Annotated in this window: 16 protein-coding genes; 8 read left to right on the top strand and 8 right to left on the bottom strand. The window is 59.9% G+C overall.

Going from position 1 to position 22,624, the window contains the following annotated elements; all coding sequences use genetic code 11:
• Window position 1: 1 nt before the first annotated feature.
• Window positions 2-844 carry an AAA family ATPase gene (locus CF137_RS05435; RefSeq protein WP_139718287.1) on the bottom strand — a complete coding sequence of 281 codons (843 nt, stop codon included), beginning with the start codon at window positions 842-844 and terminating at the stop codon, window positions 2-4.
• Window positions 845-1,003: 159 nt separating this feature from the next.
• Here CF137_RS05435 and cysK point away from each other — a divergent pair, with 159 nt between their 5' ends.
• From cysK to crr, 4 genes are all read left to right on the top strand, one after another.
• Window positions 1,004-1,972: a cysteine synthase A gene (gene cysK, locus CF137_RS05430; RefSeq protein WP_139718286.1), complete on the top strand. Its 969-nt coding sequence runs from the start codon at window positions 1,004-1,006 to the stop codon at window positions 1,970-1,972.
• Between the two features lie 440 nt (window positions 1,973-2,412).
• Window positions 2,413-2,670, top strand: a complete 258-nt coding sequence (locus CF137_RS05425) for an HPr family phosphocarrier protein (RefSeq protein WP_005338266.1) — start codon at window positions 2,413-2,415, stop codon at window positions 2,668-2,670.
• A gap of 44 nt (window positions 2,671-2,714) precedes the next feature.
• Window positions 2,715-4,442 (top strand): phosphoenolpyruvate-protein phosphotransferase PtsI, encoded by a 1,728-nt coding sequence (gene ptsI / locus CF137_RS05420; RefSeq protein ID WP_042020188.1) that lies wholly within the window; start codon window positions 2,715-2,717, stop codon window positions 4,440-4,442.
• 43 nt (window positions 4,443-4,485) lie between these two features.
• A complete protein-coding gene (gene crr / locus CF137_RS05415; protein WP_042020191.1) occupies window positions 4,486-4,995 on the top strand; it encodes a PTS glucose transporter subunit IIA in 510 nt (169 codons plus the stop codon).
• Window positions 4,996-5,525: 530 nt separating this feature from the next.
• Here the strand turns inward: crr and mscK are convergent.
• On the bottom strand, window positions 5,526-8,855 hold the full coding sequence (gene mscK / locus CF137_RS05405; RefSeq protein WP_139718285.1) for a mechanosensitive channel MscK: 3,330 nt from the start codon (window positions 8,853-8,855) through the stop codon (window positions 5,526-5,528).
• 149 nt (window positions 8,856-9,004) lie between these two features.
• The gene (pykF, locus tag CF137_RS05400; RefSeq protein ID WP_101323961.1) at window positions 9,005-10,417 is read right to left on the bottom strand and encodes a pyruvate kinase PykF; all 1,413 of its coding nucleotides are present in this window, start codon (window positions 10,415-10,417) and stop codon (window positions 9,005-9,007) included.
• Between the two features lie 307 nt (window positions 10,418-10,724).
• On the opposite strand from pykF, the gene CF137_RS05395 reads away from it, so the two are divergent.
• Together CF137_RS05395 and CF137_RS05390 are read left to right on the top strand one after the other, a co-directional pair.
• The gene (locus CF137_RS05395) at window positions 10,725-10,967 is read left to right on the top strand and encodes a hypothetical protein (RefSeq protein WP_139718284.1); all 243 of its coding nucleotides are present in this window, start codon (window positions 10,725-10,727) and stop codon (window positions 10,965-10,967) included.
• 186 nt (window positions 10,968-11,153) lie between these two features.
• Complete coding sequence (locus tag CF137_RS05390) at window positions 11,154-11,918, top strand: DODA-type extradiol aromatic ring-opening family dioxygenase (RefSeq protein WP_139718283.1); 765 nt, start codon at window positions 11,154-11,156, stop codon at window positions 11,916-11,918.
• Between the two features lie 97 nt (window positions 11,919-12,015).
• Here CF137_RS05390 and CF137_RS05385 read toward each other — a convergent pair whose 3' ends face one another.
• The 3 genes from CF137_RS05385 to CF137_RS05375 form a co-directional block, all read right to left on the bottom strand.
• Window positions 12,016-15,768: an AAA family ATPase gene (locus CF137_RS05385; RefSeq protein ID WP_139718282.1), complete on the bottom strand. Its 3,753-nt coding sequence runs from the start codon at window positions 15,766-15,768 to the stop codon at window positions 12,016-12,018.
• The gene (locus CF137_RS05380; protein WP_139718281.1) at window positions 15,765-16,991 is read right to left on the bottom strand and encodes an exonuclease SbcCD subunit D C-terminal domain-containing protein; all 1,227 of its coding nucleotides are present in this window, start codon (window positions 16,989-16,991) and stop codon (window positions 15,765-15,767) included. Before CF137_RS05380 ends, CF137_RS05385 begins: the two co-directional genes overlap by 4 nt.
• Before the next feature lie 103 nt (window positions 16,992-17,094).
• Window positions 17,095-17,523 (bottom strand): GNAT family N-acetyltransferase, encoded by a 429-nt coding sequence (locus CF137_RS05375; RefSeq protein ID WP_042020205.1) that lies wholly within the window; start codon window positions 17,521-17,523, stop codon window positions 17,095-17,097.
• Window positions 17,524-17,703: 180 nt separating this feature from the next.
• Between CF137_RS05375 and rdgC the strand changes: the two genes are divergently transcribed.
• The gene (gene rdgC / locus CF137_RS05370) at window positions 17,704-18,615 is read left to right on the top strand and encodes a recombination-associated protein RdgC (protein ID WP_042020207.1); all 912 of its coding nucleotides are present in this window, start codon (window positions 17,704-17,706) and stop codon (window positions 18,613-18,615) included.
• A 191-nt stretch (window positions 18,616-18,806) separates the two neighbouring features.
• Window positions 18,807-20,588 (top strand): gamma-glutamyltransferase, encoded by a 1,782-nt coding sequence (gene ggt / locus CF137_RS05365; protein ID WP_139718280.1) that lies wholly within the window; start codon window positions 18,807-18,809, stop codon window positions 20,586-20,588.
• Window positions 20,589-20,733: 145 nt separating this feature from the next.
• On the opposite strand, the gene CF137_RS05360 is transcribed toward ggt, so the two are convergent.
• Together CF137_RS05360 and CF137_RS05355 are read right to left on the bottom strand one after the other, a co-directional pair.
• Window positions 20,734-21,204, bottom strand: coding sequence for an FKBP-type peptidyl-prolyl cis-trans isomerase (locus CF137_RS05360; RefSeq protein ID WP_139718279.1), 471 nt, complete (start codon window positions 21,202-21,204; stop codon window positions 20,734-20,736).
• Window positions 21,205-21,378: 174 nt separating this feature from the next.
• Complete coding sequence (locus tag CF137_RS05355; RefSeq protein WP_139718278.1) at window positions 21,379-22,527, bottom strand: Na/Pi cotransporter family protein; 1,149 nt, start codon at window positions 22,525-22,527, stop codon at window positions 21,379-21,381.
• Between the last annotated feature and the right edge of the window lie 97 nt (window positions 22,528-22,624).

Below are 22,624 nucleotides of genomic sequence, written 5' to 3'. Positions count from 1 at the left end.
GTCAGCTGCCGCGCCGGGCCAGAAAGGCGAGCTTCTCAAAGAGATGCAGATCCTGCTCGGTCTTGAGCAGGGCGCCGTAAAGCGCGGGCACCAGCTTGCCCGGCTCGCGGGCGCGCATCGCCTCGGGGGCGATATCGTCGGCCAGTAGCAGACGGATCCAGTCCAAGAGTTCTGAGGTGGAGGGCTTCTTGCGCAGCCCCTCTACCTCGCGCAGCTCGAAGAAGAGATCCATCGCCTCGCCGAGCAGGCTCTCCTTGAGGTCGGGGTAGTGGAGTTTGACGATGGCCTGCATCTCGGCCTTGTCGGGGAAGCGGATGTAGTGGAAGAAGCAGCGGCGCAGGAAGGCATCCGGCAGCTCTTTTTCGTTGTTGGAGGTGATGATGACCACCGGGCGCTGGCGCGCCTTGACGCGCTCGCCGGTCTCGTAGACATCGAACTCCATCCGATCCAGCTCCAGCAGCAGATCGTTGGGGAATTCGATGTCGGCCTTGTCGATCTCGTCGATCAGCAACACCGGTCGCTGCTCGGCACTGAAGGCCTGCCACAGCTTGCCCTGGCGAATGTAGTGGCTGATATCGGCCACTTTAGGGTCGCCGAGCTGGGAGTCGCGCAGCCGGGCCACCGCATCATATTCGTAGAGCCCCTGCTGGGCCTTGGTGGTGGACTTGATATGCCAGGCGATAAGATTGGTGCCGAGATGGTCGGCGACCGCTTCCGCCAGCACCGTCTTGCCGGTGCCAGGTTCCCCTTTGATCAGCAGCGGCTTTTCGAGGGTGATGGCGGCATTGACCGCCATTCTCAATGCATCGGAGGCGAGATAATCGCTGCTTCCTGAAAATCCCATAACGTCGGTTCCTTTGACGATTGGCGCCCGGAATCAGGGGCCAGAGAGAATAAGCTCTATATGTTGTAATGCCATATGGTTATAACGAATAGTCACTTCTCATTCAGAAACCACAGGGTAATCTTGTTTCATCGTCGTAACAAACACAGGGATAGCACCATGAGCAAAATTTTTGAGGACAACAGCCAGACTATCGGTCACACCCCGCTGGTTCGCCTCAACCGTGTTACCAAAGGCCGCGTGCTGGCCAAGATCGAGAGCCGTAACCCCAGCTTCAGCGTCAAGTGCCGGATCGGTGCCAACCTGATCTGGGATGCTGAGAAGCGCGGCATCCTGACCAAGGGTAAGGAGATCATCGAGCCCACCAGTGGTAATACCGGTATTGCTCTGGCGTTTGTTGCGGCGGCTCGCGGTTATGCCATTACGTTGACCATGCCCGCCACCATGAGCCTGGAGCGCCGCAAGCTGCTCAAGGCGCTCGGTGCCAATCTGGTGCTGACCGAAGGGCCGCTCGGCATGAAGGGGGCCATTGCCAAGGCCAACGAGATCCTCGAATCCGAGCCGGGCAAGTATGTGTTGCTGCAACAGTTTGAAAACCCGGCCAACCCGGAGATCCACGAAAAGACCACAGGTCCCGAGATCTGGGATGCCACCGATGGTGAGGTGGATGTGTTCGTGGCCGGGGTCGGTACCGGCGGCACCATTACCGGTGTCTCCCGTTATCTGAAGCAGACTAAAGGCAAGGCGGTGGTCTCTGTTGCGGTCGAACCGGCCGAGTCGCCGGTCATCAGCCAGAAGCTGGCCGGTGAAGAGATCAAACCGGGCCCCCACAAGATCCAGGGGATCGGCGCCGGCTTTATCCCGGGTAACCTGGACTTGTCACTGATTGATCGGGTTGAGCAGGTCACCAGCGACGAAGCCATCGAGATGGCCCGCCGTCTGATGGAGGAAGAGGGCATTCTGGCGGGTATCAGCTCGGGAGCCGCGGTAGTGGCGGCCAGTCGTTTGGCAGAACTACCAGAATTTGAAGGAAAAACGATTGTCGTGATACTGCCGAGCGCGGCGGAGCGTTACCTCTCCAGCGCCCTGTTTGCCGGGGTATTCAGCGAGCAAGAGCTGCAACAGTAACTGATCAGATTTTGTCAAAGAAGCGGCGCTCTCAGGAGCGCCGCTTCTTTATGGGCTAGACTCAGCGCCAGTTAGTGTCACTTGTTTCTTATTTTTTGGGGTAAAATAACAAGTTCCTGCATGAGAAAAAAAGCAGACATCGTGCGGCAAATCTCATATCCTGTGCGGCGTCACGCGGTGTTTGCTGGCTTGGTATCACAAAGTAACAAAGTGTTATTTTTCGTTATAAAATAATTTCAGGCCAGTCCTGATGCGGCTTGTAGCCCAATAACTGAAAATTGCCAACCAGCGCGCCGATTACTGCACAGAAACTTGACCTGGATTAAGCTATTGCGGGTCTGCTTTCGTTACTTTACAACATATCCATACTGACACGGTGGGTCAGGGCGCTTCAAAACCGACCAATCCACTAAAAAATATCAATAATATGGGGTGAAACCATGTACGAGAAGTCTGTTGTTATCACTGCTGAAAACGGCCTGCACACCCGTCCGGCAGCTCAGTTCGTGAAAGAAGCCAAAGAATTCCAAAGCGAGATCACTGTGGTCTCCGGTGGCAAGTCCGCCAGCGCCAAGAGCCTGTTCAAGCTGCAGACCCTGGGCCTGACCAAGGGTACCAACGTGACCATCCAGGCCGATGGTCCGGACGCTCAACAAGCTGTTGAGAAGCTGGTTGCCCTGATGGACGAGCTGGAGTAATCCAGCTTTATTCCTCCCCCACAGTCGTTTTAATAGGAAGGATTATGATATCTGGCATTCTTGCGTCCCCCGGTATCGCATTCGGTAAGGCGCTTCTTCTTAAAGAAGATGAAATCGTTATCAATCAGGGCAAAATTTCTGCCGAGCAGATTGATGTCGAGATCAACCGTTTCCTCGAAGCTCGTACCAAGTCAGCTGCTCAGCTGGAAGCCATCAAAACCATGGCCGGTCGCACCTTCGGTGAGGAAAAAGAGGCCATCTTCGAAGGCCACATCATGCTGCTCGAAGATGAGGAGCTGGAAGGGGATATCAGATCCTTCATCAAAGACAACAAGGCTTCCGCTGACAAAGCCGTTTATGAGGTGATCGAACAGTACGCCAAAATGATGGCTGATCTGGATGACCCTTATCTGCGTGAACGCGCCACCGACTTCCGTGACATCGGTACCCGTCTGGTGAAGAACGTACTGGGCATCGCCGTTGTCAACCTGAGCACCATCGACGAAGAGGTTATCCTGGTCGCCAAAGACCTGACCCCGTCTGAAACTGCTCAGATCAATCTGAAATATGTGCTGGGTTTTGTCACCGATATCGGTGGCCGTACCTCTCACACCTCCATCATGGCCCGCTCTCTGGAGCTGCCGGCCATCGTAGGCACCAACGACATCACTGCGCGTGTCAACAATGGTGACCTGCTGATCCTGGATGGGATCAACAACCAGATTATTGTCAATCCGACCGCTGAACAGCTGACCGAGGCCAAGAAGTTCCAGGCCCAGTTCCAGGCCGAGAAAGATGAGCTGGCCAAGCTGAAAGACTTGCCTGCCATCACCCTGGATGGTCATCAGGTCGAAGTGTGCGCCAACATCGGTACCGTCAAGGATACCGAAGGTGCCATCCGCAATGGCGCCGAAGGCGTAGGTCTGTACCGTACCGAGTTCCTGTTTATGGATCGTGATGCGCTGCCGACCGAAGACGAGCAGTTCAAAGCCTATAAAGAAGTGGCCGAAGCGATGCCGGATCAGCCGATCATCGTGCGTACCATGGATATCGGCGGCGACAAAGAACTGCCGTACATGAATTTCCCGAAAGAGATGAACCCTTTCCTGGGCTGGCGTGCCGTGCGGATCTTCTTTGACCGCGCAGACATCATGAACGCTCAGCTGCGGGCCATTCTGCGTGCGTCTGCCTTCGGCAAACTGCGCATCATGTTCCCGATGATCATCTCTGTCGAAGAGTTCCGTAGCCTGAAAGCAACGGTAGAGACGCTGAAAGCCGAACTGCGTGCTGAAGGCAAAGCCTTTGATGAATCCATCGAAGTGGGTATCATGGTCGAGACCCCGGCTGCGGCCGTGATGGCTCACCATCTGGCCAAGGAAGTGGATTTCTTCAGTATCGGTACCAACGACCTGACCCAGTACACTCTGGCTGTCGATCGTGGTAACGAGATGATTTCCGCCATGTACAACCCGTTGTCGCCCTCCGTCCTGACGCTGATCAAGATGGTTATCGATGCGTCCCACGCCGAAGGTAAGTGGACCGGTATGTGTGGTGAACTGGCCGGTGACGAGCGCGCCACCCTGCTGCTGCTGGGTATGGGTCTGGATGAGTTCTCCATGAGCGCCATCTCTGTACCGCGTATCAAGAAGCTTATCCGCAACACCAACTTTGAAGATGTAAAGGCAATGGCCGAGCAGGCACTGAGCTTTGCCACTGCAGCTGAAATCGAAGCTTGCGTAGATAACTTTATTAAGCAAAAAGCAGTCTGCTAACATCGGCTGCAAGCAGCGACAAATCATCTCTAGGAGCTTTACTATGGGTCTGTTTGATAAACTGAAGAAACTGGTTTCCGATGATAGCTCTGATACCGGTGGCATTGAGCTGTATGCCCCGCTGTCAGGTGAAATCGTACCGATCGAAGATGTGCCTGATGTTGTCTTCGCCGAGAAGATCGTGGGTGACGGTATTGCCATCAAGCCAACCGGCAACAAGATGGTTGCTCCGTGCGATGGTACCATCGGCAAGATTTTCGAGACCAACCACGCGTTCTCTCTGGAATCCGACTCAGGTATCGAGCTGTTCGTTCACTTCGGTATCGACACCGTTGAACTGAAAGGTGAAGGTTTCACTCGTATCGCTCATGAAGGCCAGCAGGTCAAGCGTGGCGACACCATCATCGAGTTCGATCTGGCCATTCTGGAAGCGAAAGCCAAGTCTACCCTGACGCCGGTTGTCATCTCCAACATGGATGAGATCAAAGAGCTGATCAAACTGACTGGTGCAGTGACTGTGGGCGAGACCCCGGTTATCCGTATCAAGAAGTAATGCCCGGCTGGCGCAAGCCAGTTGCTGCAATAAAAAACCGAAGCCTGGTGCTTCGGTTTTTTTATGGCCGGGAGTTGGCTCCCCCTTCTGGCCACTACTCTATTGTGCCGAGATGACAACCCGATTACGCCCCTGTGCCTTGGCTTGATAGAGGGCCCGATCGGCCATCATCAGCAGATTGTCGAGGCTTTCATGGCTCCTTGATGCATATATTGCATGCTTTACCATAGGTCAGAGCCCCGGGGTGGTAAACCGATTTATAGCGGCTGCGGGATGGGGTTTTCTGATCTGTCTGGTGGTGCTCGCAGGGGGATGAGACAGCCTGAACATGTTTGGATTGAACTCTGCTTACAAAGGTCTTTGTAGATAGCGGCAACCGGTCTTTAAAGGCTGAGATATCCATGATGGTAGGCCTGGAACTGAGGTGTTATGCCAAGATTAGCCTTTCAACACATCATTGAGAGATAGCCATGAAAAAGCCGCTCACCTTGGGTGAGCGGCTTTTGTCATCAAGTCATTGCAGCTGGCTATCAGGCTGGCTGCTTGCCATCTTCAGCTGGAGGCGGCAGGGCGGTGGAGCTGGACTCCACCTTCTGCTCTTCGCCCTGCATGTTCTTGATATAGACATCCATCTGGTTAAAGGCGATCTCGATGCCATTCTCGCGGAACAGCTGATCGATCTTGCGGTTCAACTCGTCCACCGCCGGGTTGCGATCACCCAGTTCGCTCACGAAGAAGCGCAGCTCGTGATCCAGGGTGCTGGCGCCAAAGGTGAGGAAGTAGACGATAGGTGACGGGTCTTTCAGCACACGGCTGTTCTCATCCGCAGCCTGTTTGAGCAGGGTGCGGGTCAGCTCCAGATCCGAACCATAGGCCACACCGACTCGCACAATCACCCGGGTGACGGTATCACTGAGGGACCAGTTGATCAGCCGTTCGGTCATCAACTGCTGGTTGGGGATGATCACCTCTTTGCGGTCGAAGTCGGTCAGGGTGGTGGCGCGGATACGGATCTTGGAGACGGTACCGGAGAAGGAGCCGATGGTGACGGTGTCACCGATCCGTACCGGACGTTCAAACAGGATGATGATGCCGGAGACGAAGTTGGAGAGGATCTCCTTCATACCGAAACCGATACCGACCGACAGACCACCCGCGACCCACTGCAGTTTGTCCCACTGCACGCCCATCATGGAGAGGGCGGTCAGCGTGCCCACACCAATCAGCAGGTAGTTGAGCATGGTGGTGAAGGCGTAGGCAGTACCCTGGGCCAGGCGCAACCGTGAAAGCACCAGTACTTCCAGCAGACCCGGCAGGTTGCGGGCCAGTGACCAGGCACCACCGAGCATGAGGAAGCCGATCAGCACATCACTGAGGCTAACCGGGAAGAGGAGGGCATTGGCGCCGGTTCCTTCGCTCTTGTGCCACAACACCATGCTATCGAGGTAAGAGAATACCGCCACCAGATCAGACCAGAGCCAGTAGAAGGCCACGCCGAAGATCACCAGCAGCACGGTACGGGTCAGGCGCAGGGATTGCTGGCTGACATCCTCCAGATCCATCGGCTGTTCTTCAATGGATTCGCCACCTTCTGCATCTTCCTGAGACTTGTGATCACGTTTGGCGACTGCACGGCGATAAGCCAGGCGACGGGCGGCCAGCTCCAGACCACGCAGGGCGGTGCGGTAGATCAAGCCCCAGGTAATCAGCAGGTAGAAGGATTCGATCAGGCGACCGGTCAGCTTCAGTGCTGTGTAGTAGTAACCAAGCATCGCCAACACGATGAGTGCCACTGGCGCCAGTGCCAATGCGATAGCGATGATCGACTTCTGCATGCTCGCCTCGCCCTTGATGCGGGCGCGGGAGATGGGGAACACCAGATAGGCGGCTAGTCCCAGCAAAGAGAGGGTCATGGCCTGGCCAATCACGTCGTTGCCAAGCGTCGAGGGTTCAACCACCGCTTTGGTCGCGAGCATGATCAGCGGCAGCAGTGGCAGCCAGAGGTAGCGCATGCTGGTGTGTGTGGCCTGCAACTCGGCCTTCGGGATCCGGAAGTGGGATTCGGCGATGCCACCCGGACGCATCACGGCCAGATAGACACTGAATACCAGATAACCGAGGGCGAGGTTGAGGGTGATCTGGAACGTCAGTTTCGGGCTGAGCAGACCGCAGTAAGTGACTAACAGGCCGCCAGCCAGAATAAACAGGCTGCCAGGCAGGCGATGCAACAGGGTGAACAGCAGCGCCTTGGGGGTGTGCCACTGGCTGTCTTGACGGAAGCGACCCAGATCTTTGGTGATCCGCTTCTGTTGTTCGATAAGGATGGGGCGTTTCCACATCAGCAGCCCCCCGATCAGCAACAGCGGGAAGGCCAGTATGGAGACCGCCAACAACTGGGAGCGCCAGTGCTTCCAGTCGGGCTTGAGCACCCAGTCTGAGGCTTGTTTGTAAGCCTGGGTGGGCCAGTTGATAAACCACTTGCCGTCGATAGGCTTGTTGCTGCTTACCCAGAAGATGTGCTGCTGCAGGGTAAACTCGATGGCCGCATGGGTGCGGGCCAGCTGCTGCTGGGTCAGCTGCAGGCTGATGGCGTTGGTGAGCTGGCTGTCGAGTTGGCGGTTGAGCTGGTCGAGCAGGTTGATCCGGGTATCGAGCAGCTTGGCAAGGCTGGCCTTGTCCTCCTCGCTGACCGGATCCTTGCTGCTGGCAATCAGGTTGTCCAGATAGAGGTTCTTCTGGAACAGTTGGTCACGCTGCTGGCTCAGTTCGAACTGGGCCATATGCAGATCGGCGATCTGCTCTTCCAGATTCTTGACGGCGATTGCGGGGGCCGCCTCCAGTTGCTGGTAGAGCTGATAGAGGATACGAGAGAGCAGCAGATTGCCTTTGAGCATCTGCACCTGTTCGTTCAGGTTGCGCTCGGTCTGGATGCCGCGTTCTAACCAGGTCTTGGCTTGCAGGTTTTTTTGTACCAGCGAGTTGAGGTTGCTGGTGGCGTTGACCAATTGCTGACTCAGCTGGTGGTTGAGTTCCTGCTCTTTTTGCACCAGCGGGTTATCTTCGCTGGCGACCAGTTCACCGGTCTGTTCGGCCGTTTTTTCGGTGTCGCCAAGGCGCTTGGCACTGCTCTGCTCCTGCAGCAGTTGCAGCTTCTGCTCTTCGCTGGCGAGGCGGGCACTTTGATAGTCGCGCTGTTTGACCGCCAGATCCTGCATGCTGGTACGGTTATCCAAATCCTTTTGCAGGATCGCCAGTTGCAGATCCAGCAGAGCGGATTCGGCGTTCAGCTTCATCTTCTCGGCACTGCTGACCGTTTCGCCTGCATTGAGACTGCTGCGGATCTCCTGGCTGCGCTGGTAGGCGCGGCTCATGCTGGTCTGAGCCCGTTCCGGCAGGGTCTGCAGAGTGGTCAGCTGACTGCCAATGGCGCCGAGCGCCTCCTGGGCCTCCTGCATGTTGGCCAGCACTTCCGGCTGGCGGCTATCGAGCTCCGCCAGACTCATGCTGGCGTATTCGCTCTTGATCTGCTCGACGCTCTTGCCCTTGGTCAGGGTATCGATTTTGGCACTGATCTCGTTGAGCTCGGTGGGCAAGCTGCGGATGCGCTGGGCCTGGGTTTTAGCTTTGGCCTCTTCCTTGTCGATGCTGTCGAGCAGGGCAAGGGTTGCGGTCAGCAACTTCTGATCCTCTTGCTGGCTGACCGTCGGTGTTTCTGCTTTCGCCAGGCTGTCCAGCGTGCGCTGAACTGTGGCTCGAGAGGGTACATCTTGCGCCATGGCGAGCGGGGTGCAGAGACTGGAGATTAGACAGAGCAGCGGCAACAGGGTGGCCGAGACTCTTTTAAAACGTATTGAGGGCATATAACTTCCGGGTTATTACACGGGGCGCGGGAAACTTCCCACATAGATTAAATTGGCGTGGATTCTAACACCGGGATGGTCTGGTAAGCAGGGGGAGGGATAAAAAAAACGGCGCCTGAAGGCGCCGTTTTCAAGTTGTTCAGCTCTGATTAAAGAACGTGAACAGAAGCGGTGTTGGTAGTGCCGCTCGGTACCAGCGCACCGGAGACCATGACAACTACGTCACCCTTCAGGCCCATACCGCTTTGCAGCGCAGCTTCTTTACCGATGCGATAGAAATCGTCGGTAGAGGCGATGCTGTCAACAACATGAGCAACCACACCCTTGGTCAGAACCAGTTGGGCAGCAGTTTTCTTGTTGGTGGTGATGGCCAGGATCCAGGCTTGCGGGAAGTACTTGCGAATGGCTTTGGCAGATTTGCCGCCTTCGGTAGCAACAACGATCAGCGGGGCGTCCAGCTTCTCGGAGGTCTCTACGGCACCTTTACAAACGGCTTCGGTGATGCGCAGCTTGTTGCTGTCATTGGCAGCAGACAGGTTGGATTGCATCACGGCATCGGTACGCTCGCAGATGGTGGCCATGATGGTCACGGCTTCCAGCGGGTACTTACCCTTGGCGGACTCACCGGACAGCATCACTGCGTCGGTACCATCCAGCACGGCGTTAGCCACGTCGCCAGCTTCGGCGCGGGTCGGACGCGGGTTCTTGATCATGGAATCCAGCATCTGGGTGGCAGTGATAACCACTTTACGTGCCTTGTTGCACTTGGAGATGATCATCTTCTGGGCGAAGATAACTTCTTCAACCGGAATTTCTACACCCATGTCGCCACGAGCAACCATGATGCCGTCGGAGACAGCCAGGATCTCGTCGAAGTTGTCCAGGCCTTCCTGGTTTTCGATTTTGGAGATGATCTGGATGTTCTCGCCACCGTGGGCTTTCAGGTGCTCACGGATTTCCAGTACGTCTTCTTTCTTACGGATGAAGGAAGCTGCAACGAAATCAACGCCTTGCTCGCAACCGAAGATCAGGTCGCGCTTGTCTTTCTCGGCCAGTGCCGGCAGCTTGATGGAGACGCCCGGCAGGTTAACGCCTTTGTTCTCGCCCAGATCACCGTTGTTCAGCACTTTACAGATAACTTCGCGCTCGGTGATTTCGATAACGTCCAGACCGATCAGGCCGTCATCAACCAGGATGCGGTTGCCGACGCGCAGGTCGTTGGCGAAACCGGCATAGGTCACAGCTACTTTGTCTTTGTTACCAACCACAGTCTGGTCGGTGGTGAAGGTGAAAGTCTGGCCAGCGACCAGCGCGACGTCGTTGCCGCCTTCCAGCTTGATGGTACGGATTTCCGGACCCTTGGTGTCCAGCAGGATAGCTGCGTGGGTGCCGGTTTCGGCCATTACTGCGCGCAGGTTGCTGATACGACCGCCGTGTTCGGCGTAGTCACCGTGGGAGAAGTTCAGGCGCATGACGTTCATGCCGGCATCCAGCATTTTGGCCAGCATTTCTTTGGATTCGGTCTTAGGACCGATGGTGCAGACGATTTTGGTCTTTTTCATGTCAATCTTCATGGTTAAGGAATTTCCGCCGAGCAATATACACCAGTTTTTGGAATCTTTTTATGATCCAGAAACAACGTTTTGACCAGATAACGTTTTCTTTTAAGGGATAACGTTTTCCTATTGGTCACAATTTAGGATATACGGCCACTGATCCGGACTGACGGGACACAAATGTTACCACCTGTGGTGGTTTGGCCCGGTTGAGGTTCAGATGTTGTAAAATGACCACCCGCCCACTGTCACCGTCTTGTCACCAGCTTGCGCAAAAATGTTAGTTCATTGGCGCGAGGTGCAGGAGGTCGGGATGAAAAACAGCCATGAAACCGGATTGGCCCTGCTCTTGTTAGGCACCGCACTGCTGTTGGTTCAGGCACTGCCTGGTCACTGCTGGCCTGACAACCCTCGTTTGCTGGCGATCTTCGCCCATCCGGTGAAAGGGGAGGCTGCCGCCGAGGGGCTGGCGTGGCGCGAATGGCAGGATCATGGCGCCGCGACCCGGATGGCGCTTCGCGCTTCCCGACCGCAGCCGGACGCGCCGCAGCCTTGATATCTATTGCCGCTTCCCGGTCGTGAAGGTGTGAAGGAAGGAGAGAAGGAGTGATATTATCAACCATTGGTTGATAGTGCTTATCTATCTTGCTGGATTGTTCACCTTAAATGGTGGGGTGATAATCGATTCCAACAGCGATATCCCATCCGGTATCGCCCCTGATACCTTGTTGGAGTTCGCTTTATGTCTCTCGCCCCCGTCTGGTTTATCTCTCACGGCGCACCGGATCTGGTGCTGCGTGAGCAACCCGCCACCCGTTTTCTGCGTACCCTGCGTCTGGGTGAGCTCAAGGGGCTGGTGGTCATCTCCGCCCACTGGTTCAGCCGCGAGTTGCAGATCAACATCGAGCCCAAACCGGCCTTGATGTACGACTTCTACGGTTTTCCCGAGCCCCTCTACCGGATGCGCTGGCCTGCCAGCAGCCCGGCGTGGTTGCAGCAGGGGGTGAGCGACCAGTTGACGCTGGCCGGACTGACCGCCACCCCGGTGCGGCGCGAGCTGGATCACGGGGTCTGGTCGCCGCTCTCCCTGATCGACCCAGACAGCGGGATCCCGCTGCTGCAGATCTCTATCCCCGCCAGTTTCACTCCGGCCCAGTTGTGGCAGCTGGGGGAGGTGCTGGGGGCGCTGCGCAGTCAGGGGATTGGCATCCTCGCCTCCGGCGCCATCACCCACAACCTGCGGGCGCTGGGGCCGGAGAATTCGCCGGTGCCAGAGTGGGCCAGCCAGTTTGTCGGCTGGCTGGAGCAGAAGATGGCCGAGGAGGATCAGCTGGCGCTGCTCGACTATCGCCAGCGGGCCCCGGGGGCGGTGGAGTCCCATCCCCACGACGACCACCTGCGCCCACTCTTTGTGGCGCTGGGGGCGGCCGATGGTGTGGCGCCCACCCGGCTGCACGAGAGCTGGGATGGCGGCAGCCTCTATATGGGCGCCTACCGCTTCGGCTGATAGCCTCTCTGACAGCAAGACCCCGCCAATTGGCGGGGTCTTGTCGTTTACGGCGTGATGGTTGAGCCGATGGAACTGGTGATTGAACCGATGCTACTCAGGGGACTCGCACCCGGCTCTCGCCGCCGCCGAGGGCTTCGACCCTGATCTGCACGCCGATCCGCTCCACCAGGGTCTGGACGTGGGAGATGACCCCGATCTGGCGACCGGCGGCCTGCAGGGAGTCGAGGCTGGAGAGCGCCAGATCCAGACTGTCCGGATCGAGCGTGCCAAACCCTTCGTCGATAAACAGCGACTCGACCTGGGTCTGGCGCGACGAGAGGCTGGAGAGAGCCAGCGCCAGCGCCAGCGACACCAGAAAACTCTCGCCGCCGGAGAGGGAGTCCACCGAGCGCACCTCGTCCCCCATGTCGCGATCCACCACCTGCAGCGCCAGATCGGTGCCGGGCACCCGCTCCAGCCGGTAACGCGGTGACAGCTCGGCGAGCTGGGCGTTGGCCTCCAGCAGCAGGCGCTCGAGGGTGAGGCTCTGGGCGAAGGTGCGGAACTTGGCGCCGTTGGCTTGCCCTATCAGATCGCATAGCTGCTGCCAGTGGTCGGCCACCGCCTGCTGGGCGGCCAACTCCTGTTGCAGGCTGCCTGCCTTGAGGGCGGCGACTTCGGCTTGCGCCAGCTTGCTCTTGCACTCGAACAGTTGCTCTTCAAGGGCGCGGCAGCGGGCACCCCGCGCCGCCAGCTGCTCATTCAACAGTGCATCCGGCAGGGCGGCCAGCTCGGGATGGTGTTCCCGATAGCGATCCCGCTTGCTCTCCTCCAGCGCCAGCGCCCGTTGCCGCTCGGCAAGACGGGTACGTGCCTCGCCAAGGGCATCTTCCAGCCCCTGCAGGGCGGTGCGGCGTGCCTTGAGCTCATCGGGGCTGATGGCGAGCAGGCGGCGCAGGTCGTATTCGGCAATGCCAAGGGTGCTGGCGTGGGCAGCCCAGCGCCCCAACACCTCCCGCTTGCGGCGGCTGCTGGTCTGCTTTTCCTGCTCCACATGGGTTAGGCGGGTCTTGAGCTCGGTCTGCCGCTCCCGCAGAACGCGGGCGCCGCTTTGCATCAGCTCCAGTTCGCTGGCGAGCTGTTGCAGTCGCTGCTGCCAGCGGCTCTCGACCAGCGGGATCTCCTCGCCACCAAGACAACCGCTGCGGCTGGTGAGCAGCCCCTGCCGCTGCTGATCATGCTCCTTGTAGTCCCGCTCCAGCTTGTGCAGCAGCTCGCGCTGGGTCTGCAGGCGCGCCTCCTGTGCGCTCAGGGCCGGGGTGAGGCTGGCGATCTCGCTGGCCAGCCGCTCCCACTCGCTCTGGCCGTGCAGCCAGGCTTCGCAGGTTCGCTGCCACTCGTGCCACTGCTGGCTGCCGAGCCATTGGCGCCACGGTTGGCCGCCCATCTGCTCGTCGAGGCGGTGAGCGCCTTGCTCAAGGCGCTGGCGCAGGGTCGCTTCCTGCTCGCCCATTGCCTTCACTTCCCCTTCCAGCGTGATGCGCTGGCGATCGGCCTCCTGCCACTGCTGGTCAAACTGCTGGTGCTGGGCAGTCAGCTGGCTCAGTTGCTGACGCACCCCTTGCAGCTGCTGCTGACCGAGCTGGGCCTGACGCAGCTGCTGCTGGCTTTGGGCCAACCCCTGCTCCAGCGCCTGGCCACGGCCGAGCAGGGTGCTCATCAGTTCATTCCACTCAATGGTGCTCTGGCGTAGCGGCAGCGGATGGCCGAGCAGGGTATCGCCCCCTAGTTGTTGCCAGCGCTGGGTCAGCTGCTCGGCGCGGGCTTCCAGCTCCGGCAGATGTTGCAGACGCACCGCCAGCTGGCGGGCCAGCTCCTGACGCTCGCTCTCGCACTGAATGTATTGATGGTTGAGCCGCTCCCATTCGAGCTCCAGGCTGCGGGCCCGCTCCGCCAGCTGACCCAGGATCCCCGCCACCTGCGGCTGGCTCTGGCTGTAGGGGTGCTCCTTGGCGCCGCACAGCGGGCAAGGTTCGTCATCGCTCAGGATGTGGCGATGCTGCTCGAAGCTGGCGATGGCGCGGGACTGCTCCAGCGCGTGGCGCGCCTCATCCCGCTGCAGGGCGAGCCGCTCGCGGGCTGGCGCCAGCTCTTCGCCGAGGGTGGCCAGCTTGCCGAGTGCCTGCTCCAGCTGGGCAATCTCCTGCTGCAGGCGGCCGTGCTGCTCGCCATGGTTGCGGCCATAATCGGCCAGCTCCAGCAACTGGCGTAGCTGGCCCAGCTGTTCGGTCTGCTGCTGCCACTGCTCCTGCGCCTTGGCGAGACGGCTCTCCCACTGCTGCTCCTGCAGTTCGTGCTGATGCTGTTGCAGCCGCGCCTGCTCCTGTTGCCAGTAGTCACGATCCTGTTGTGCTTGAGCCAGCTGGTGTTGCAACTGTTGCAGGGCGCGCAGCTGGTGATCCCGCAGGGTGAGCAGCTGTTGCAGCTTGTCGGCATCATCGGCCCAATCCTGCATGGCGGTGAGCAGGGGTTGCCACTGACGGGCCACCGGGGCCAGCCCCTTGTGCTCTTCGAGCCAGAGCCCCCACTGCTGGTGGTGCTGCTTGAGCAGCTCAACCTGTTTACTCTGCTCGCGCCAGCCCTGCTCGAGGGTGAGCTGGACCTCCCGCTCCTGCGCCCCCTCCTGCTGGATCTTCTGCAACTGCTGCACTTTTTCCCGGATGCGGGTATCGAGCTCCTGGGCCCGCTTCAGTTCGGGTTGCAGGGCGCCCCATTCGCGCTCGGCGGCGATCTTCTCCGCCAATAGCTGCTGCTCGGTGAGGGCGCTTTGCTGGGTCTGCTCCTCGAGCTTGGCCAGCTCAGGCCCCAACTCGGCGATCACCTTCTCCTGCTGCTGTACCTCAAGGGTGAGGCGGGCCAGCTCGTCGTGATCGGCGCGGGCCACCTGGGCCTGCTCGGCACGGGCAAACTCGTCGCGCTCTGGGGCGGCGCCGCCGTGGGCCTGCAGGGCAGCATCGAGCGCTGCTTGTCCTTCGGCGCAGCCCTGCAGCTGGGCGGTAATGCGGCTGTTGAGGTCGCGCAGATCCTGCATCAGTTGCTGTTGCTGCTGTTCATGTTTGAGAGTGGTGGAGAGGCTCACCTGCTGGCTCACCCACTGCTCGCGGGTGGCCTCGTCCATCAGCGCCACGTCGCCGAGGCGCTGGGCGATGGTGGCCAGCTTCTGCTGCTCTTCCCGCGCCCGTTCATAGGTCTGGATGGAGATGGCGGAGTAGAGCTCGGTGCCGGTCATCCGTTCGAGCAGGGCGGAGCGCTCGTTGGCGTCCGATTTGAGGAAGGCGGCAAACTCCCCCTGTGGCAGGATCACTGCGCGGCGGAACTGCTCCCAGGAGAGGCCCACCAGCTCATCAATGCGATCCTGCAGCTCCCGCTTACTGCCGGAGAAAACCTGTCCCGACTCCACATCGGTCAGGGTGCGCTCCTGTGCCTGAAAGCGCCCCTCCGAGCGGTTGCGCGCCCGGCGCACCGCCCAGCGGGCCAGCCAGATGCGGCCATCACAGCCACGAAACTGTACCTCGGCAAAGCCGCTGGCGTGGCCGCGACTGAGGATGCCGCGCACATCGTTGGCCTTGAGCTTCTCTTCGTCATCCATGCGGCCCACTTCGGCCACGTTCTTGCGATTGGCGATAAAGCGCGGCATCTCGTCGTAGAGGGCCAGACAAATGGCATCGAGCAGGGTGCTCTTGCCTGCGCCGGTATTGCCGGTGATGGCAAACAGGCCCGCGGCGCCGAGCGCCCCCTTGGTAAAGTCGATGGTGAAGGCGCCGGTCAGACTGGCCAGATTCTCCCCTGACAGAGACAAAATTTTCATTGGTTAGACTCCTTCACCTGCTCCAGGATCTCTTCAAACGAGGCGACCAGTTGTGCCTCGGGCTCCCCTTCAAACTGGCGCTGATAGCAGAGACGAAACACCTCGGTGGGGGAGAGCTCATCCAACCTGCGCCGCTCGCGGCCATCGGCCAGCCCTTCGCCAGAGCCCTGATAACTGGTCGTGATGCGGGCCAGCCGCACCGGTTTGTCGGCGATGGCGGCCAGAATCCGCTCGCGGATGCGGGCTTCGGGTTTGGGCAGCAACAGCCGCACTTCGAGGAAGGGCTGTGCTTCTTGTTGGCAAGCGGATAGCGTCAGCGCCTCGATGGCTTGCAGCGCGTCGTCGAGGGTGCTCTGGGGCAGGCGGATCATCTCCACCGCGCGGGGCACCGGGATCCGCTCCAACCCGGCCAGTTTCCCCCCCGCAAAGGTCACTTCCAGCACCTGATGGTTGTAGTTCGCCTCGGCCAGCGACAGGGGCAGCGGCGAGCCGCTGTAGTGCACCCCTTCGGCCGGGCTCTGGGCCAGATGGAGGTGGCCGAGCGCCGTGTAGTCAGCCGTGGCAAACAGATCAGCAGGCAGGGCGTGCTGGTTGCCGCCGAGCACCCGCCGCTCGGAAAGCTCCGAGAGCTGGCCCGCCGCCAGATAGGCGTGGCCCATGGCGATGAGCGGCAGATCTTGCCCGCAGCGGGCGCGTCCCTCGGCCAGCACCTCGGCATAGACCTGTCGTACCCCTTCGATCAGCCTGTCCTGCCCCTCTGCCAGCTGCTCCACCCGCAGATCGCTGCTGCGCAGGAACGGCACGGCGGCGCACCAGGCGGCAATGTTGCCCTCCCGGTCTTGTAGCGGTACCAGCAGACGGTCGGTCTCGAGCTTGCCCTCACTGTCGCGGCTGACACCGCCCACCAGATGCAGATCGAAGGCGCGCAGCAGCTCGTGGGGGGCATCGAGCTTGGAAGGGGAGTCGTGGTTGCCGCCGATCAGCACCATGTTGAGGCGGGGCATCTCGGCGCGCAGTCTGGCCAGAAAACGGTAGAGCTGTTGCCAGGCGCTGGCGGGGGGATTGGCGGTATCAAACAGATCGCCCGCCACCAGCAGGGCGTCGATCTCGCGCGCCTTGAGGGTGTCGCTCAGCCAGTCGAGAAAGGCATCGTGTTCAAAACGGCGGTCGTGACCATGAAGTTGATGGCCAAGGTGCCAGTCGGCGGTATGGAGGATTTTCATTGGAAAGCAGCCCGGTTGCAGGGACGGTGCCAGGGGCACCCGATGGAGACAAGATGAGGATGCCCGGTGCTTTTTTCAAGTAAAACAGCGGGCTGGCATCGATTCAGGCTGGTTCGCAGCACATCCGGTATTGGGGGTGGCCGGTGAGGGGATCGGACTCCTCGGCCTCGATGACAAAACCGTGGCGGCGATAGAAACGCACCGCCTGATCGTTCTCGACAAAGACCCGGGCGTGGAGCGACGCCCCCTGACGCTTGGCCTCCTGCAGCAGGGCATGGCCGACGCCGCGTCCCTGGCGGTCGGGGCGCACGAACAGGGCGGCGAGGTAGTTGTCCACCAGCGCCATGAAACCGAGCAGATCGCCGCGCTCCTCGAATACCCAGATGGCAGCGCGATCGAGGTAGCGAATGCGCAGATCTTCCTGAGCCCGCCACCAGCAGGAGGCATCGACGAAATCGTGGGCCTGCAGGGAGGCCAGCAACCAGATTTCGACGATCTCTTCCATGTCTTCCGGGCGACTGGGCCGTAACATAATTTCATCCTTGTTAACAACTTGCACAACTCGCAGTCTAGGGGAACTTGGTGACCGTTCAGGTGATATAAATGAGACCCTGTGAGGTCGATCGCCCTTTATTTAGCGAGAATGATTGGCTGATCACAAAGCGCCTCTCTAGTACAATGCCCGCCGGACAATCTAGAGACCGAGGACGCCATGTGGTTTAAAAACCTGCAGATTTATCGCTTTACCCGCCCCTTTGACCTGACCGTGGATCAGTTGGAAACCCAGCTGGAAGCCTGTGCCTTCACCCCTTGCGGCAGTCAGGACATCTCCCGTTTCGGGTGGGTCAAGCCCCTTGGCAAATTCGGCTCAACCCTGACCCACTCTGCCTCCGGCCACATCCTGCTCTGCGCCCGCAAAGAGGAGAAGATGCTGCCCGGTACCGTGGTCAAGGAGATGCTGGCCGAGAAGGTAGAGGCGATCGAGTTCGAACAGGGACGCGCCCTCAAGAAAAAAGAGAAAGAAGCGCTCAAGGAGGAGATCCTCCACACCCTGCTGCCCCGTGCCTTCAGTCGTACTAGCCAGACCTTCGCCTGGATCAATCCGGCCGACAATTTGATGGTGGTAGACGCAGGCTCTGCCAAGAAGGCAGACGATCTGCTGGCGCTGCTGCGCAAATCCATCGGCTCCCTGCCGGTGGTGCCGGTGGCCCTCAAGAACCCGCCCGAGATCACCATGACCGAGTGGCTGAACGAGGGTAATCTGCCGTCTACCTTCACCCTGGAAGACGAAGCCGAGCTGCGCAGTGCCATGGAGCACGGCGGCATCATTCGGTGCAAACAGCAGGATCTGATGAGTGAAGAGATCAAAAACCACCTGGCCAACGACAAGCTGGTGACCAAGCTTGCCCTCAACTGGGGCGAGACCATCAGCTTTGTGCTGGGGGATGATCTCTCCATCAAGCGCCTGAAATTCAGCGAAGAGCTGCGCGAGCAGAACGACGACGTTACCAGCGAAGATCCGGCCGCCCGTCTGGATGCCGATTTCGCGCTGGTCACCTCCGAGCTGGCCCAGTTTATCCCGGCGCTGTTTGCCGTGTTGGGTGGCGAAGAGCAGTCCATCTAAGCGGACTGGCGGCTGTGTAGCCTCAGCTATCTCATTGTAAAAACCGCCTTCGGGCGGTTTTTTTGTATCTATTGCGAATAACCATTATTGATAGATGAGTAAGATATTGATCTTGTTCAATAACTTGAGCTGTCAGCGCCAATCGTGACATAGTCCCCCTTCATGGTCATAAAACAGACAAGGAGAGTGTCATGTTGCGCAAACCTCTGGGGCTGGCTGTCGCCCTTGCCCTGCTGGCCGGTTGTGCCAGTGACAACGGCTTTCACTACGCCCCGCCCCCCCAGACGCTGATCGCGCCGGAAGCGGCCAGTGGCTGGACCGACAAACAGGGCTGGCAGGGCCATGACTTCATGGTGGCGGCCGCCAACCCGCTGGCGGTGGATGCGGGCTACCAGATCATCAAAGCCGGTGGCAGTGCCGTTGATGCCGCCATTGCGGTGCAGCTGGTATTGACGCTGGTGGAGCCGCAATCCTCCGGGATCGGTGGCGGGACGCTGCTGCTGGTGTGGGATGGCCGCAAGGTGAGTGCGGTGGATGGTCGCGAGACGGCGCCGGCCGCCGCCACTGACCAGCTGTTTATGCAAGATGGCAAACCGCTGGCATTTTATGATGGGGTGGTAGGGGGTCGATCGGTCGGGGTTCCCGGCACCCTGCGTGCGCTGGCGCTGGCCCATCAGCGTTATGGCAAGTTGCCTTGGGCTGCGCTGTTCGAACCCGCCATCACGCTGGCAGAACAAGGATTTGTAATAAGCCCCCGGTTGGCAACCTTGCTGGCCAAAGATCCCTATCTGGCCCGTGACCCGGAGGCGCGTGCCTACTTCTATCAGGCTGATGGCAGCCCCAAAACGGCAGGAACCCGGCTGACCAATCCGGCGCTGGCCAAGGTGTTGCGCACTCTGGCAACAGAGGGGGCGGACGCCTTCTATCGGGGGTCGCTGGCGGATGCCATGGTGGCCAAGGTGCGCCAGCACCCGACCAATCCCGGGGTACTCAGTGCCGCCGATCTGGCCAGCTATCAGGCCAAACTGCGGGATGGCCTCTGTTTTGACTATCGCCAGAGCGAGATCTGCGGCTTCCCCACTCCTTCATCCGGCACTCTGGCACTCGGCCAGATCTTCGGCATGCTGGAGAGTCGCGATATGGCGGCCCTCAAGCCGATCACCACCAAGGAGGGGGGATTGGCTGCATCCAGCGAGGCTATCCACCTCTACAGCGAAGCGGCGCGCCTGGCCTTCGCCGATCGCAATCAGTACGTCGCCGACAGCGATGTGGTCAGCGTGCCGGTGCAGGGGCTGCTGGATAAGGGCTATCTGGCCGAGCGCGGCAAGCTTATCGGTGAGTACTCCATGGGGATTGCCAAGCCCGGTACGCCGCCGCTGGCGCTGGCTCGCGGCAAGGATGCGACCCCGGAACTCCCCTCCACCAGCCATGTCTCGATCGTCGACCAAGCGGGGATGGCCATCTCCATGACCAGCTCCATCGAGGATGGTTTTGGTTCGCGCCAGATGGTCAACGGCTACCTGCTCAACAACCAGCTGACCGACTTCTCCTTCACCTCGGTGGATGCCGCCGGTCTGCCGGTGGCGAACCGGGTGGAGCCCGGCAAGCGGCCCCGCTCCTCCATGTCACCCCTGCTGGTGTTTGACAAGCCAAGCGGCGAGCTGACCATGACGCTGGGCTCGCCGGGCGGCTCCGCCATCATCAACTACGTGGGCAAGACTCTGCTCGGCACCCAGGATTGGGGCTTGAATCTGCAACAGGCCATCAACCTGCCCAACTTCGGCAGTCGCAACGGCCCCACCGAGCTGGAGGCGGGACGCACCCCCATATCGGTGGTCGAGGGACTGAAGGCCAGGGGGCACGAGGTGGTACTGAACGAACAGACCTCCGGCTTGCAGGGGGTTGAGCGCAACGCTGGCGGCTGGTTTGGCGCAGCGGATCCGCGCCGGGAGGGGATCGCCAAGGGGGAGTGAGGTTCCCATAACAACAAGGCCAGCATGATGCTGGCCTTGTTGTTGATGGCGTGTGGCAGAGGGAGTTACTGGATGCCCGGTAGCTCCACGTCAAAGATCAGCACGGACACTCAGTGGGATATTGCCGCTGGATCGCCCTGTGCGGTTACTGGATCCCCAGCAGTTCCACATCGAAAATCAGCACTGATCCCGGCGGGATTTTGCCAGCGGCGCGGTCGCCGTAGGCGAGGTTGGCGGGGATGTAGAAACGGGTCTTCTCCCCTTCCACCATCAGCTGTACCCCTTCGGTCCAGCCCTTGATCACCTGATTGAGGCCAAACTCGATGGGCTCGCCACGGGCGACCGAGCTGTCAAAGACGGTGCCGTCCAGCAGCTTGCCCTCGTAGTGCACCTTCACCTTGCTGGTGGCGGTGGGGTGAAGGGTGCCGGTGCCCGGGATCAGCACTTCGTACTGCAGGCCGGAGGCAGTGGTGGTCACCAGCGGTTTGTCCTTGTTGCTGGCGAGGAATTCGGCGCCAATCCGCACGTTGTCGGCCGCCAGCTTTTTGTTGTTGCTGCTGGAGTAGAAGTAGTAGGCGACACCGGCAACCAGCAGCGCGATCAGTATGAATTTCATCGGTTTTTCCTGTTCCATGAAATGTAAAAAGTGCAATGAGGGCGCCATCTTATCGCGCACTGCCCCTGATGGCGAGCCACAGGGCGGGAGGATGTGAGCGGGCAGGCAAAGCAGGGTGACGCAGACGTAAAAAGGGGCGAGTCGGTGACTCGCCCCTTGTCATGGCGGCAGCGCTTATTTGGCAGCCACCATCATCAGGGCGGGCAGGGCGAAGAAGAGACCCGCTACATAACCCAGTGCCAGCAGCTTGTTCTCGCTGCCAACCCGGGCCAGCCCTTCGGCGGCGCGTACCGGCAGGTCACGCAGCAAGGGGATGCCATAGATGAGCACCACGGCGAAGACGTTGAACAGCACGTGTACCAGCGCTATGGTCAGGGCCAGCTGGGCACCGGCTCCGCTGATGGCGGTGGCAGCCAGCAGGGCGGTGATGGTGGTGCCGATATTGGCCCCCAGCGTGAAGGGGTAGAGCTGACGGGTGCTGAACACCCCGCCGCCCGCCAGCGGGATCATCAGGCTGGTGGTGGTGGAGGAAGACTGCACCATGATGGTCACCAGCGCACCCGAGGTGATACCGGTCAGCGGGCCACGGCCCAGCGCCTTGTGCAGCAGCTCTTTGGCACGGCCAACCAGCACCTGTTGCAACACTTTGCCGAGCCAGGTGACGCAGGCGAGGATCAGCAGGATACCGATGACGATGGTGGCGATGGCGGCACCCTTGCCCGGCAGCAAGGCAACGGCGCTGTCGATCAGCTGCTGGGCCGGTGCGGTCAGCGGCTTCATGAAATCCATCCCCTTCATCGACATGTTGGCGGAGCCCACCAGCAGGTTGGCCAGCCACTCGGCGCTGTGTTGCAGCAGGCCGAACATCAGCTCCAGCGGCAGGAAGATGAACACCGCCAGCAGGTTGAAGAAGTCGTGCACGGTGGCGGCGGCGAAGGCGCGGCGGAACTCGGCGCGATCCCGGATATGGCCCATGGAGACGATGGTATTGGTGATGGTGGTGCCAAGATTGGCCCCCATCACCATGGGGATGGCCATGCCGATGGGCAGGCCGCCCGCCACCAGACCGACGATCACCGAGGTGACGGTGCTGGAGGATTGCACCAGCGCGGTGGCCAGAATGCCGAGCATCAGCGCGACAAAGGGGTTGTTGGCAAAGGCGAAGATCTGGGCTGCGCCCTCGGCGCCGCCGGAGAAATCTTTGAAACCGTGGGAGATGGCGCCCACGGCTACCAGGATCAGGTAGACCAGTACGATGACACTCATCCAGTTGAACAGGGCGCGGGTCGCGGGCGGCTGTGACAAAGCGTGATGGTGTTGCATAAAGCCTCTTGGGACGGTCGTTCCGTCTTGGGTAGTTGATGACCCGCGCATTTAAGCAGTGGTAAATGACAGAAATATGACAAAGTGACACTTTTAT

Origin of the sequence: Aeromonas sobria, from assembly GCF_006243315.1 — a bacterium.
Lineage (GTDB): Bacteria > Pseudomonadota > Gammaproteobacteria > Enterobacterales > Aeromonadaceae > Aeromonas > Aeromonas sobria_A.
The sequence above is the reverse complement of the archived record's forward strand: the minus strand, read 5'-3'. Positions and strand labels throughout refer to the sequence as shown.